The 13,514-nt window shown below is 69.3% G+C and carries 10 protein-coding genes and 1 pseudogene; 9 read left to right on the top strand and 2 right to left on the bottom strand.

Going from position 1 to position 13,514, the window contains the following annotated elements; genetic code table 11:
- Nucleotides 1-200 precede the first annotated feature (200 nt).
- The 7 genes from ACIHAA_RS24830 to ACIHAA_RS24800 all read left to right on the top strand — a co-directional run bounded on the left by ACIHAA_RS24830 (nt 201) and on the right by ACIHAA_RS24800 (nt 9,311).
- The gene (locus ACIHAA_RS24830) at nt 201-2,954 is read left to right on the top strand and encodes an ATP-binding protein (protein WP_399820750.1); all 2,754 of its coding nucleotides are present in this window, start codon (nt 201-203) and stop codon (nt 2,952-2,954) included.
- A gap of 83 nt (nt 2,955-3,037) precedes the next feature.
- Complete coding sequence (locus ACIHAA_RS24825; protein WP_399820748.1) at nt 3,038-3,802, top strand: alpha/beta hydrolase; 765 nt, start codon at nt 3,038-3,040, stop codon at nt 3,800-3,802.
- Nucleotides 3,803-4,008: 206 nt separating this feature from the next.
- Nucleotides 4,009-5,217, top strand: a complete 1,209-nt coding sequence (locus tag ACIHAA_RS24820; protein WP_399820746.1) for an extracellular solute-binding protein — start codon at nt 4,009-4,011, stop codon at nt 5,215-5,217.
- The gene (locus ACIHAA_RS24815; RefSeq protein WP_399820744.1) at nt 5,189-6,115 is read left to right on the top strand and encodes a carbohydrate ABC transporter permease; all 927 of its coding nucleotides are present in this window, start codon (nt 5,189-5,191) and stop codon (nt 6,113-6,115) included. Before ACIHAA_RS24820 ends, ACIHAA_RS24815 begins: the two co-directional genes overlap by 29 nt.
- A 4-nt stretch (nt 6,116-6,119) precedes the next feature.
- Nucleotides 6,120-6,938, top strand: coding sequence for a carbohydrate ABC transporter permease (locus ACIHAA_RS24810; RefSeq protein WP_399820742.1), 819 nt, complete (start codon nt 6,120-6,122; stop codon nt 6,936-6,938).
- A gap of 160 nt (nt 6,939-7,098) precedes the next feature.
- Nucleotides 7,099-8,073, top strand: coding sequence for a helix-turn-helix domain-containing protein (locus ACIHAA_RS24805; RefSeq protein WP_399820740.1), 975 nt, complete (start codon nt 7,099-7,101; stop codon nt 8,071-8,073).
- 128 nt (nt 8,074-8,201) lie between these two features.
- On the top strand, nt 8,202-9,311 hold the full coding sequence (locus ACIHAA_RS24800) for a cytochrome ubiquinol oxidase subunit I (protein ID WP_399820738.1): 1,110 nt from the start codon (nt 8,202-8,204) through the stop codon (nt 9,309-9,311).
- Here the strand turns inward: ACIHAA_RS24800 and ACIHAA_RS24795 are convergent.
- Together ACIHAA_RS24795 and ACIHAA_RS24790 are read right to left on the bottom strand one after the other, a co-directional pair.
- Nucleotides 9,237-10,364, bottom strand: coding sequence for a low temperature requirement protein A (locus tag ACIHAA_RS24795; RefSeq protein ID WP_399820736.1), 1,128 nt, complete (start codon nt 10,362-10,364; stop codon nt 9,237-9,239). The two genes, ACIHAA_RS24800 and ACIHAA_RS24795, sit on opposite strands and share 75 nt — an antisense overlap.
- Nucleotides 10,365-10,414: 50 nt before the next feature.
- On the bottom strand, nt 10,415-11,782 hold the full coding sequence (locus tag ACIHAA_RS24790) for a dihydrolipoyl dehydrogenase family protein (protein WP_399820734.1): 1,368 nt from the start codon (nt 11,780-11,782) through the stop codon (nt 10,415-10,417).
- A 263-nt stretch (nt 11,783-12,045) separates the two neighbouring features.
- Between ACIHAA_RS24790 and ACIHAA_RS24785 the strand changes: the two genes are divergently transcribed.
- Together ACIHAA_RS24785 and ACIHAA_RS24780 are read left to right on the top strand one after the other, a co-directional pair.
- Entirely contained in the window at nt 12,046-13,149 is a 1,104-nt protein-coding gene (locus tag ACIHAA_RS24785; RefSeq protein WP_399820731.1) for an LLM class flavin-dependent oxidoreductase, read from the top strand.
- Nucleotides 13,146-13,511, top strand: a pseudogene (locus ACIHAA_RS24780) (NAD(P)H-dependent oxidoreductase); the annotation flags it as partial. The gene ACIHAA_RS24785 and the pseudogene ACIHAA_RS24780, both read left to right, overlap by 4 nt.
- Nucleotides 13,512-13,514: the final 3 nt, after the last annotated feature.

Below are 13,514 nucleotides of genomic sequence, written 5' to 3'. Positions count from 1 at the left end.
GTTGTCCGCGAGCGCACCGCTCATGGCCCGGAAGCGCCAGGGCGAAGACGAACCGGCAGGTCGCGCGCCGCCTCGCGATCCCACCGCACGCCGTAAGCTCGCACCTGTCGCACGCGCTCACCAAGCTCCATACCCACTGCCGAACGGTGCGGTCACTGGGCCTGGCTCCGGCAGGCGAGTGCGGGCCGGAAGGGGCGCACGTGGTGGGGTCAGGCGGATCGCTCACCCGTAGCGGTCTGCGCGGCCGAGAGGCCGAACTCGAACAACTTCAAGCACTGATCGCCTCGGTGGCCCGCACCGGAAGCGGCGGGTTGGCCCTGATCCAGGGGGAACCGGGCATCGGCAAGACCACGTTGCTCGCCGAGACCGTCAGCCGGGCCAAGGCGGCGGGTTTCTCCGTCGGCCTCGGCAAGGCCGACGAACTGCACCACATCGTGCCCCTCTCGTCGTTGGCCGCCTGCGTCCTGCACGGCGACCAACCGCTGCTGTCCGACACCGCCTTCGCCGATCTCGCGCGGAACCAGGATCAGCGGATCTGGCTGGTGGAGCGCCTCGCGGAGGCGATCGAAGACAGGGCCTGCCGTGCGCCGGTGCTGATCGGCCTGGACGACGCGCAGTGGGCCGACCCGCTGAGCCGGTTCGCCCTGAAGCAGCTCCCGGCACGCCTGAGGACCTCGCCGGTCCTGTGGATGCTGGCCGGGCGGCTGGATCCCGCAGGACCGGCGGAGGAGATCGTCGCGGCCGCGGCCGACGCACTTCCGGCGGTCACCGTGCCCCTGGGGCCGCTGTCCGGCGCGGCCATCCGCCAACTGGCCGCCGACAACCTGGGGGAGGCCGTTGACGAGCGGATACGGCAGGTGCTCGACGGGGCCGGAGGGAACCCGTTTCTCGCGGTCGAGATGCTCGCCGGACTGGGCGACGAGGCCTCGGGGGATCTCGTGCCCTCGACGCTCGTGCTGGGCGTGCGCGGCAGACTCAAGTCCCTCCACCCCGGCACCCTGCGCTTCCTCCAGATGGGAGCCGTGCTGGGCCGCAGGTTCGGCTTCTACGACGCCGCCACGCTGTACGGCCGCCCGCCCGCCATGCTGATCTCGGCGCTGGAGGAGGCGATGCGCTCCGGACTACTGGATGACGACGGGGACCAGTTGGTCTTCCGGCACGATTTGCTGCGCCAGGCCGTCTACGTAGACGTTCCGCCGTCGGCACGGAAGGCGCTGCACCGGGAGGCCGCCGGTCACCTGGTGGCCGCGGGCCACCAGCCGATCGACGCGGTGCCGCACATCCTCAGGGGCGCGCTGCCCGGGGACGAGGAGGCCGTGGCGCTGCTGCGGCGGGCCGCCGAGGATGTGCTGCCGGTCACTCCGGGGCTCGCGGCCGACCTGATGACGCGTGCGCTGGAACTGGTGCCGTCCGCACGGCCGTTGAGGTTCGAGGTCGGTGAACAGGCGATCCTCTGCCTCACCCGGGCAGGCAGGAGCCGAGAGGCGCTGGCGACCGGTGACCGGCTGCTGGCCTGCCGACCGCCGCTGGAGGTGTTCGGCCGACTTCAGGCCGCCCTCGGCGGGACGCTGTGGAACCTGGATCTCGCCGATGAGCTGCGCCGCCGGACCGAATCGGCCCTCGCCGTCGGAGGCGCCGCTCCGGAGGCCGGGGCGCGGCTGGCCGCGCTGCGGGCGCTGGCGCTGTCCCGGGGACCGGATCTTGCCGCGGCCCGTGAGGCCGGTGAGACCGCGCTGCGCGCCGCCACCGCGACCGGTGACCGGGAGGCGCACGTCCTGGCCCTGTCCGGGCTCGGCGAGATCGCGCAGAACGCGGGGGAGAACGCCGTCGCTCGGGAGCACTTTGCCGCGCTCAGCACCATCGATTCCGCCTTCCTGCCCGAAGAGATCGTCGCCCACCTGCACATGGACGACTTCGTGTCCGGCGGACGGCTGCTCCAGCACGCGGCGGACAACGTCGGAACGGTGCGTCAGGCGATGGTGCTGTGGGCACAGGGACAGCACGATCTGGGGCTCGGCCGACTCGACGACGCCGAGGCCGACTTCGCGACCATGGAGCGCCTGGAGGACGACGTACAGGTCCCCGTCCAGCAGGTGAACGCCCGGGTGATCCGCTCCCGGATCGCGCTGCTGCGCGGCGACCGGGAAGCGGCGCGGGAACACCTGGCCGCGGCGCGGGAAAGACTGGCCGTCAAACCGAACCCGGGCAATACGGCCGCGGTGCGCTTCCTGGAGGCCGTCCACGCCGGGGCCGACGGGGACTTCGGAGGTGCCGTCGACACGATCCGGCAGGTGCAGCGGGAGGGTCACTTCATGCGCTGGCGGCTGTTGCGCGACTGGGTCGACTCCGCGATACGCATGGCCCTGCGCGCTGCGGATCGGGAACTCGCCGAGGACCTGGCCGCACAGGCCGAGGCGCACGCCGAACGCAACCCCGCCGTGCCCACCGCCAGGGGCATCGCGGCCCAGGCCCTCGGGCTCGCCAAGAACGATCCCGCCCTCCTCGAACACGCTGCGGCAACGCTTGAGGCAAGCCCGCGCCCGCTGGTCCGCGCCGCTGCCTACGCCGACCTCGGACAGGCACTCCTCGCGGCGGGCCGGAAACCTCAGGCCGTGGCGGCCCTGACCCGGGCCCATGCCCTGTTCACCGAGTCGGGCGCCCACGCGGCAGCGGCCCGGCTGCGGGCCGACCTGGACGGTGCGGGGGCCGCCGGCGGCAGGGCAGTGACCAAGCAGCGCCCCATGCAGGGATGGGACGCCCTCACGGCCTCGGAGAAGAAGGTCGCCCGCCTGATCGCCGAGGGCCATACCAACCGGTCGGCCGCCGATCTGCTCGTCGTCTCCCCGCACACGGTCAACACACACCTGACCTCCGCCTTCCGCAAACTGGCGGTGAACTCCCGGGTCCAGCTCGCCCATCTGGTCATGGCCGTGCCCGACGCCGACCGGTCCTGAGGACGATTTGGTACTTTCACGCGATGCCCCTCCGCGCCTGAACCCACTTGGCTGGACGGCGAACTCGATCGGAGGGCACCGCCATGCCACCTGTCTCCCCACCGCCGACCATCGTGCTTGTGCACGGGGCGTTCACCGATGCCTCGTCCTGGTCGGGGGTCATCAGCCTCCTTCACTCTGCCGGTTCGACCGTGCGCGCCCCGGCGAACCCACTGCGCGGCCTGATGCAGGACGCCGCCCACATCAGGAACGTGGTACGCGACATCGACGTCCCCGTCGTACTGGTCGGCCACGGCTACGGCGGCGCGGTCATCACACACGCCGCCACCGACGCCGACAACGTCGTGGCGCTGTGCTACGTCGCGGCGTTCGGCCTCGACGCGGGCGAGTGCGTCCTGGACATCACGAGCCGGTTTCCCCCCATGCCTGCGGCCGACGCGATCTCCGCCGCCGACCTTCCTGCGCAGTTTCCCGGCGGTCCGGGCAGCGAACTCTCCCTCAGAGAGGAACGGTTCCCCGAGGTGTACGCCGCCGACCTGCCGCCCCAGCTGACGCACCTGATGTCCGTGACGCAACGCCCGATCGCCCACAGCGCGCTGACCAGCAGATCGGGCGCGCCTGCCTGGGCCTTAAAGCCGTCCTGGTATGCCATCGCGACCGCCGACCGGATGCTCAACCCCACCGCTCAGCGCTTCATGGCACAGCGCATGGCGGCCACCGAATACCTCCTGGACGGCTCGCACGCCGTAGTGCTGTCGCAGCCCGACGCCGTGGCGGCGATGATCCGGGAAGCCGCCGGACAGGGCACCGGCCGCGGCGACGGCAGCGAGCCTCGACACCTCGTCTGAGCAGGGGAAAGAGGTGGTCATCCGCCGTCGTGCGGAGCCCTATAGCATGCGTCGGAAAGGGAGATCCCGGTATGGACCGTCGTGACGGCACTCCCGGAATCCGCATCGCCCATCCCCGGGACACCGGTCCCGGCCCTAGACGTCCCTCGGCAAGGCACCACATGATCTCACCGGCCAGACCGCCGGCGCGGCGGATCGCCGCCCTCTTGACCGGAACCATCGCCCTGGTCCTGGCCGCCACCGGGTGTGATGGCACAACCGGCACCGGGTCCGCCACACGCACGGTCACGTCCATCACGGCGCTCGACTACTACACCGACGCATCCGAACACAGCCAGTGGGGCGAGATGCTCACCGCCTGCGGCAAGACCGTCGGCGTCAAGGTCGAGCAGACGAGCGTTCCCACGGCGTCGCTCATCCCCAAGGTTCTGCAACAGGTGTCGTCGCGGACCCTTCCCGACCTGTTGATGCTGGACAACCCCGACGTGCAGCAGATCGCGCAGACCGGCGCGCTGACCCCGCTGGACCAGTACGGCGTCGACTCAGGGGGTTTCGCCAAGGGCATCCTGTCGGCGGGCACTTACCAGGGCAAGGTGTACGGTCTCGCGCCCGACGTCAGCACACTCGCCCTCTTCTACAACAAGGACATGCTCGCCAAGGCCGGTGTCGCCGTGCCGAGGAACTGGGACGAGCTGAAGACCGCTGCGGCCAGGCTGACCCGTCCCGGGCGCTATGGCATGGCGGTCGACGCGAACGCCACATTCGAGGGCACCTGGCAGTTCCTGCCCTTCCTGTGGTCCAACGGCGGGGACGAGAAGCGACTGGACACCCCGCAGGCCGCGCAGGCACTCCAGTTGTGGGTCGACCTGGTGAAGAGCGGATCCATGTCGAAGTCGGTGCTGAACTGGACGCAGGCCGACGTCCACGACCAGTTCGCCGCCGGAAGGACCGCCATGATGCTCAACGGCCCCTGGCGGATCCCGGCCTTGAACAAGGACAAGAACCTGCACTGGGGAGTGGCCCCCGTCCCCGTTCCCCGGACCGGGCAGACCCCGGTCACACCGCTCGGCGGTGAGGTGTGGACGGTCCCGCAGAGCCCTTCCCGGGCCCGGCAGGAGAAGGCCGCCCGGGTCCTGGCCTGCCTGAACGACTCCGCCAGCATGCTCGCCCTGGCCAAGGAGCACTTCACCGTGCCCTCCCGCCCCGCCGTGGCCTCCCGGTATGTCCAGCAGGTCCCGTCGATGGCTGCCTTCGCCCGGAGCGTGGCAGCGTCGCGGTCCCGTACCGGCGAACTCGGCGTCAAGTGGCCCAAGGCGGCAACCGGGATACACATCGCGATCCAGTCCGCGCTGGCGGGCGAGCAGACACCGGAGGAAGCCCTCAGGCATGCCCAGCAGTTCGCGACCAGCAACTGACGCGGCCCGGGCACGTTTCTGGGAGCGGTCGGCCCAGTGGATGTACATCGTGCCCGCCACGGCGTACCTGCTGCTGTTCTTCGGCTACCCGATCGTGAAGAACATCGTGATGAGCTTCCAGCAGTACACGATCACGACCTTCTCCACAGGTGCCGCGCCGTTCGTAGGACTTCAGAACTACTCGAAGGTTTTTGCGTCGGACCTGTTCTCCACGGCGCTGCTGACCACGGTCCTGTTCACCGTCGGCTCGATCGTGGGTCAGTTCGCACTCGGTCTGGCCTTCGCCCTGTTCTTCCAGCGTCGTTTCCCGCTCGGCGGCGTGCTGCGCTCGCTTCTGTTGCTGCCGTGGCTGCTGCCGCTGGTCGTCTCCGGAACGACATGGAAGTGGATGCTCGACCCCGACACCGGAGTCGTCAACGCGGCACTGCGCGGCCTCCATCTCTCGTCGTCCGGCATCCCCTGGCTCACCGGCACCTCACAGGCACTGGTGTCGGTGATCCTGGTCAACGTCTGGGTCGGCATCCCCTTCAACACCGCGATCCTGTACGGCGGTCTGCACGACATCCCCACGCCCCTGTACGAGGCGGCGAAGCTGGACGGCGCCGGTCCGCTGGCGTCGTTCCGCCATGTGACCTGGCCACTGCTGCGGCCCGTGGTGAGCGTGGTGCTGGTGCTGGGCGTCGTCTACACGGTCAAGGTGCTGGACATCATCCTCGTGGTGACGGGCGGTGGTCCGGCGGACGCCACGGAGACCCTCGCCACCCAGTCCTACGAACTGTCCTTCCAGCAGTTCGAGTTCGGCCGTGGCGCCGCACTGAGCAATGTGCTCATCGTCCTCTCTCTCGCCTTCGCCGTCGTCCATCTGCGCGTCAACCGCCGTGCCCGGAATCTCTGGTGACCCCGTGAAGCGCGCACCGGGCCGCGGCTGGCCGTCCACCGTGGTCGGGACCGTCCTGCTCGCGCTGATGCTGTTCCCCGTCTACTGGATGGTGAACGCGTCCCTCCAGCCGACGGGCACCACACTTCAAGGAGGCCGGTGGTTCCCCGTCCACCCGGACCTCAGCGGATACGCCACCGCACTGCGCGATCAGGGACGCAACCTCCTCACCAGCCTCGCCGTGGCCCTCGGCAGCGTCGCCCTCAGCCTCGGGCTCGCCGCACCGGCGGCCTACGCGCTGGCGCAGTTCCGCCTCCGCGGGACCGATGCCGTGCTCTTCGGCATCCTGATCACACAGATGGTGCCGGGCATCGTGGTGGCCAACGCGCTCTACGGCGCCTACGACCACCTGGGGCTGCTGAACTCCTGCCTCGGGCTGATCCTCGCCGACTCCACCGCCGGGGTCCCCTTCGCGATCATCGTCATGCGTTCCTTCATGCAGAGCATTCCCAGGGAGATCATCGAGGCCGCGCGCGTGGACGGGGCCGGGGGCGTGCGCGTCTTCCGCTCGGTGGTGCTCCCGTTGAGCACGAACGCAGTGATCACTGCCGCCGTCTTCACCTTCCTCTTCACCTGGAGCGACTTCCTCTTCGCCGTCACACTGACCACGACCCAGTCCGTTCGGCCGATCACCCTGGGCATCTACCAGTACCTCGGTGCCCACACGAACCAGTGGAACGCCATCATGGCCACCACCGTCATGGCGTCCGTCCCCGCCGCCGTACTGCTCGTCGTCGCTCAGCGCCAGGTCGCCGCCGGTGCCACCGGCGGCGCCGTCACGTGAGGGGCATCTCGGTCCGGCACCCCTGATCTAGCGGATTCACGCGATGTGCCGGCCCGGACCGGCTGGCACGGTGTTCCGGAAGGAACGCCGGGTCTTCGGTGGCCGGGCTGTCCGGTGACCGGAGCCGAACCGCGTGTCGATGACGTTTTCAAGGGGCCAGATGTCCGTCGTCCTGTCCACCGCGGAGCTGTCCGCAGCCGACCGCAGCGAGCGCTGGCATCAAGCGGTGTCCCAGACGTTCGTACCGCTCGACGTCAATATCCTGGAGGAAGATCCGTCGCCGGGAAGAATCGTCACCCATCAACTGGGTGCCACACAGATATCGGACGTCCAGGCCGGATCCCAAGAGGTGACGCGCAGCAAGCGCCTGATAGCCCGGGACGGGAAGGAATACCTCATCCTCACGCTTCAGTGCCGAGGAAGCGCCATCAAGGAGCTGGACGGGACGGAGTGCCTGATAGAGCCGGGCAGCTTCTCCCTTTCTGATTCATCTCGCGTGTTCAGAAAGAAAGTTGAGGGCGGATTCCGCTTCACCTCATTTCAGTTCCCTCGAAAGGAGCTTCGCGTGCGGGACGATGACCTGCACGCGGTGACCGCGAAAGCGTTCTCGGGTCGTGACGGCAGTGCCGCACTGGTGGCGGCCTATTTCGCGCGCATGGCCCGCGAAGCGGCGGGCTTCGACGAATGCGTCGGCCGCCAGTTCGTCGCCACCGGACTCGACCTGCTGGCCCTGGTCATCAACGAGCGGCGCGGCCGCTTCAGACCTCAGGCTCCGGAAGCCGCCACGGCCATGATGGTGCGGCTGAAGGACCACATCGTGCAGAACCTCTCCGACCCGGACCTGTCACCCACCGCGATCGCCGCCGCTCACTTCATTTCGGTGCGCTACCTGCACAAGCTGTTCCAGCTGGAGGGGACCACCGTCGGGGAGTGGATCCGGGCGGAGCGGCTGGAGCGGTGCCGCCGGGACCTTCTGCGGTCCCCGGCCCTGGGACTCGGGGTGGCGACCATCGCGCGACGCTGGGGGTTTGTGAGCCCCAGCCATTTCAGCCGTGTCTTCCGTGCCGCGTACGGCATGTCGCCCCGCGACTGGCAGCTCCACGGCCTGTCCGGCGAACCGCACACGGCCGAGTGACGTTTCGGTCCTGAGCCGGGCGCATGGCGCTGCGAGGAAACAGGCGATGCGCTCAGAGGCAAGAGCAGACCACGGGCTGTCCCTACGGTGTGCGCAGGAGCAGGGGGATACAAGAAAGATGAGAGACCGTGGCGTCGCCCGCAGTGGTGGAGATCTCACGATGGCAGTTCGCCATCACCGCGATCTTCCATATGAGCTTTCCCGCGCTGACCGTCGGACTCTCCGTCTTCCTGGCCGTGATGTACACGGTCCACCTCAGAACCGGTAATCCGCTGTACCTCCAGATCTTCCGATTCTGGAAGAAGATATTCGCGGTCGGCTTCGGTCTCGGCGTGGTCGCCGGTACCGTGATGACATTCGAGTTCGGCCTCAACTGGGGAAGATACGCCCACGCGGTCGGCCCGATCCTCGGTGTCACGATCGGGATGGAGGTCATCACGGCCTTCTTCCTGGAGGCCGGGTTCATAGGAATCATGCTGTACGGCGACGGCCGTGTGCGTCCCCGGACCATGGCGTTCGCCTGCTGGATGCTCGTCGTCGGCACCCTGCTGTCCACGACGTGGATCCTGTCCGCCAACAGCTGGATGCAGGACCCCGCCGGGTTCACCGAGGTCGACGGCCAGTTCCGGGCCAGTAATTGGTGGCACGTGCTGTTCAACCCGGCGTTCTCCTATCGGTATCCGCACATCCTGCTCGCGGTGCTCATCAGCGCCAGCTGGTTCATCGGCGGGATCGCCGCCTGGTACCTGGTCAAGCAGCGGGCGCTGCCCTTCGCACGACGCACCCTGTCCATCGCCCTGGGAGTGCTGGCGGTCCTGATGCCCGTCCAGCTGTATGTGGGCGACGCGACCGCCGCGTTCATGGGTGCACACCAGCCCGCCAAGCTGGAGGCCTTCGAGGGCAACTGGAAGACCGACAACAACGGCTACAACCTGCTCGTCGTGCCCGACACGGATAAGGGCAAGAACACGTTCCCTGTCGAGATACCGCACCTGGGTGCCGTCATCGGCAAGGACCTGTCCGGAACGGCGCACGTTCCCGGACTGCTCCAGACACCGAAGGACGAGCGCCCCAACCGGACGCGCCGCCGCCCCGGGCACGGAATGCGACGTCCTTGCCCGGGGCGGGGCCCTTGCCCGCACGGAATGGTGCCGTGGGCCCGGTCACCGGCGGGGCACCGTGACCACCGCGCCCAGGACCGCCATCAGCACACCGGCGACCACCGCGGGTGCCGGTGACCAGGCGGCCAGCAGGACGCCTACCGCGGCGACGGGGAACGGAATCCGCTCGGCCGGGCTTCTCTGGTGCGGCCGTAGATGCACGACCCAGACCGTGAGTACGAAGACGGCCGCCGGAACGGTGACCGCGGCACCGGCGGCGGTCGGTGAGGCCCCGGTGTGCCGCGTGACATGGTCGGCGTACGCGGCCAGCCCGGCGCCCTCCGCGGTCGCCGAGGCGAAGATGAGGTAGTGGCCGTAGGCCCAGGGGAATCTCCTCCGGTGGGCCCGGTGCGTCGTGGCGAGCAGGGTGTGGGCGGGGCGGGCGCAGTACAGCCACCACATGGCGTAGGCGACCAGCACTCCGCCCGCCGCCAGCGCGTACAGCGAACCGGTGCCGTGATGCTGGTCGAAGGCACCGCGGACGGCGACGGTGGTGGCCGCGACGGACTCCCCGACGACGATGAGGGTGAACTGCTCGTAGCGCTCGGCGATATGGCGCGGATGCCAGGGCGTCATCCCCGCGGACTGCGCCCACACGGGAACAGACACCTCGGCCACGATCAGCACCACGATGCCGGGCAACCGCACCGGTTCCGGCACCAACAGCAGTCCCACCCACCCGAGTTGGCACAGCACCACACCGGCGGCGAAGCGCAGCGCGGTCCTGCGTCGGACGGAGTCGGACAGGGCGGCGCGCAGCCACAGGGTGGCCAACGCCGTACGCAGCACGACGTATCCGAGCGTGATGACACGCAGATCCCCGTCCTCGAACGCGCGGCGCACACCGGCGGCGAGGACGAGCGACCCCGTGATCTGCACCAGCACCGCCAGCCGGTACGTGACGTCGTCCGGGTCGTAGGCGGACGCGAACCAGGTGAAGTTCATCCACGCCCACCAGATGGTGAAGAAGACCAGGGCGAAACGCAGCACCCCGCCTGTGAAGTCCCCCCGTGTCAGCGTCCCGTGCAGGCTCGCGGACGCCTGCGACACCGCCACGACGAAGCACAGGTCGAAGAAGAGCTCCAGGGCAGTGGCGGACCGGTGCGGCTCGTCGGGGCTTCGGCCCACCATGGAGCGCCACTGCCTGGCGACCGGGTTCGCCCGCATGGCCGCGGCGCGGCTCAGCGGAGGGCTCCCAAGGCCGCCTCGACCGTGCGGTGGAAGGTGGGATAGGTATAGATCATGTGCCGAAGCCGGTCGACGGGCACCTCGGCATGGACGGCCACATTCAGTCCGTACAGCACCTCACCGCCCGTCGGCCCCGCCGACGTCGCACCGATCAGCACACCCCGGTCGGCGTCCTCGACGAGCTTGATGAACCCCTCGTTGCCCGGCCCGTGGATCCAGCCGCGGGTGGAGGAGGCGACGGCCACCACGCTGGTGCGCACGCGCAGCCCCCGCTCACGCGCCTGTCGCTCCGTCAGGCCGACGGCCCCGATCTCCGGATCGGTGAACGTGACGCGAGGCAGCGCCCGGTAGTCGGCGGCGGGTCCTGGCCGCCCGAGGATGTCCCGGACGGCGATCTCGGCCTGGTACATCGACACATGGGTGAAGGCTCCCCGGCCGGTGATGTCGCCGACCGCCCACAGTCCCTCCCCGGCGCGCATCTGCCCGTTCGTCGGAACGGCTGCTGCTGCCGGGTCGAGCCCCACCGTGTCCACCGCCAGCGGAGTCAGGTCGGCCTCGCGTCCGGTGGCGACCAGGAGCCGTTCAGCGCACAGCAGTTGCTCCTCGCCCTCAAGGCGGACGGTGAACTTCGAGCCGTCGTGGCTGATCTGCCGCGCCCGGGTCCCGGTGAGGACCGTGACACCGTCCGCGCGCAGCACCTGAGCGGCCAGCTCTCCTGATTCCGGTTCCTCCTGGGACAGCAGCCGGTCCTGCCCCTCGACCACGGTGACCGCACACATGAAGCGGGCGAAGACCTGGGCGAGTTCGACGCCGATGGCGCCCCCGCCGAGCACCACCAGGGACACCGGCAGTTCCTTGGCGGCCATGGCGTCCCGGTTGGTCCAGTACGGCGTTCCCTCCAGACCCGGCACCGGGGGGATCCGGGGCCGGGTGCCGGTGGCCAGCACGACACCGCGCCGGGCCTCGAAGGTGCGGTCGCCGACCGTCACACGGCGCGGCCCGGCGAGGCGCCCCGACCCCCGGACGAGCCGACCGCCCTTCGCCGTGAAACGGTCCGCGGCCACCTGGTCGTTCCAGTCGTCGGTGGCCTCGCCACGGATCCGTCCGGCGACCCTGGCCCAGTCCGGGGTCACGACCGCTTCCCCGGCGAGGGCGGGCGCCCGCCCCACCTCGGCGAGCAGGTTCTGCGCCCGGATCATCATCTTGCTGGGCACACACCCCCAGTACGGACACTCGCCTCCGACGAGTTCCGACTCCACCCCCACCACGTCCAGCCCCGCTTCGGCCAGTGTGCCGGCGATGTACTCGCCGCCCGGCCCCAGCCCGACGACCACCACATCGGTCAGCTCGTTCGCGCTCATGCCTCTCCTCGTTCCGCCGGATCTCCGGGCACGGACTGTTTCCGTCGGCCCTTCGGGCACGGACTGTTCCGCTGACGCTAGAGCGGTGGTCGGGGCCCCCGAGTCCGTCGACGCACGGATGCTTGCCCGAGAGCGAACACCGAGGCCAGGGCAGGTGTAGAGAACGCTGTGGGACCACTTCCCCTGCACGCACAGTCATTCCGCCCCCGCTGGGGACTCCTACCGTTCGAGAACCACTCGATCACCCGACAACCGGAGGAACCTTGCAGTTCGGGATCTTCACGGTCGGTGACGTCACGCCGGACCCCACCACCGGGCGTACACCGACCGAGCACGAGCGGATCAAGGCCATGGTCGCCATCGCGCTGAAGGCGGAGGAGGTCGGTCTCGACGTCTTCGCGACCGGTGAGCACCACAACCCGCCGTTCGTGCCGTCCTCGCCGACCACGATGCTCGGATACATCGCCGCGAGGACGGAGAAGCTGATCCTCTCCACCTCGACCACCCTGATCACCACCAATGACCCGGTGAAGATCGCCGAGGACTATGCGATGCTCCAGCACCTCGCGGACGGCCGGATGGACCTGATGATGGGGCGCGGCAACACCGGCCCGGTCTACCCCTGGTTCGGCAAGGACATCCGCGAGGGCATCAACCTCGCTGTGGAGAACTACGCCCTGCTGCACCGCCTGTGGCGCGAGGACGTGGTGGACTGGGAGGGCACGTTCCGCACCCCGCTCCAGGGCTTCACCTCCACCCCGCGTCCGCTGGACGGGGTCCCGCCGTTCGTCTGGCACGGCTCGATCCGTTCGCCCGAGATAGCCGAGCAGGCCGCCCACTTCGGCGACGGCTTCTTCCACAACAACATCTTCTGGCCGGCCGACCACACCAAGCGGATGGTCGAGCTGTACCGGGAACGCTATGCCCACTACGGACACGGCACGTCCGAGCAGGCGATCGTCGGCCTGGGCGGCCAGGCGTTCATGCGGAAGAACTCGCAGGACGCGGTGCGGGAGTTCCGGCCGTACTTCGACAACGCGCCGGTGTACGGCCACGGGCCGTCCCTGGAGGACTTCACCGAGCAGACCCCGCTGACGGTCGGCTCCCCGCAGCAGGTCATCGAGAAGACGTTGGGCTTCCGCGAGTACGCCGGTGACTACCAGCGCCAGTTGTTCCTGATGGACCACGCGGGGCTGCCGCTGAAGACCGTGCTCGAACAGCTCGATCTGCTGGGCGAGGAGGTCGTACCCGTGCTGCGCAAGGAGTTCGCCGTCGGCCGCCCGGCGGACGTACCGGAGGCGCCGACCCATGAAACGCTCCTCGCCTCCGCACAGGACATCTCTTCGGAAGGGGTGACCGCCGCATGAAGCTCGTTGCTGTGTCCGCAGGTCTGAGCACCCCCTCGTCCACCCGCCTGCTGGCGGACCGCCTCACCGACACCGTCCGCGACGAACTCGCCGCCGGGGGCCACACGGCGGAGACGGAAGTCATCGAGTTGCGTGCCCTGGCGGTCGCCGTCGCCAACAACCTCGTCACCGGTTTCCCCCCACCCCAACTGGCCGACGCGATCGAGGCGGTGACGCGCGCCGACGGCCTGGTCCCCGTGACATCGGTGTTCAGCGCCTCGTACAGCGGGCTGTTCAAGTCCTTCTTCGATCTGCTCGACCCGGGCGCGCTCGCGGGCAAGCCGGTTCTGATCGGCGCGACGGGCGGCACGGCCCGCCACACGGGT

Source organism: Streptomyces sp. NPDC052040, from assembly GCF_044548405.1.
In the GTDB taxonomy this organism is placed as follows: Bacteria; Actinomycetota; Actinomycetes; order Streptomycetales; family Streptomycetaceae; genus Streptomyces.
This window is presented reverse-complemented; position numbering and strand designations above follow the sequence as displayed.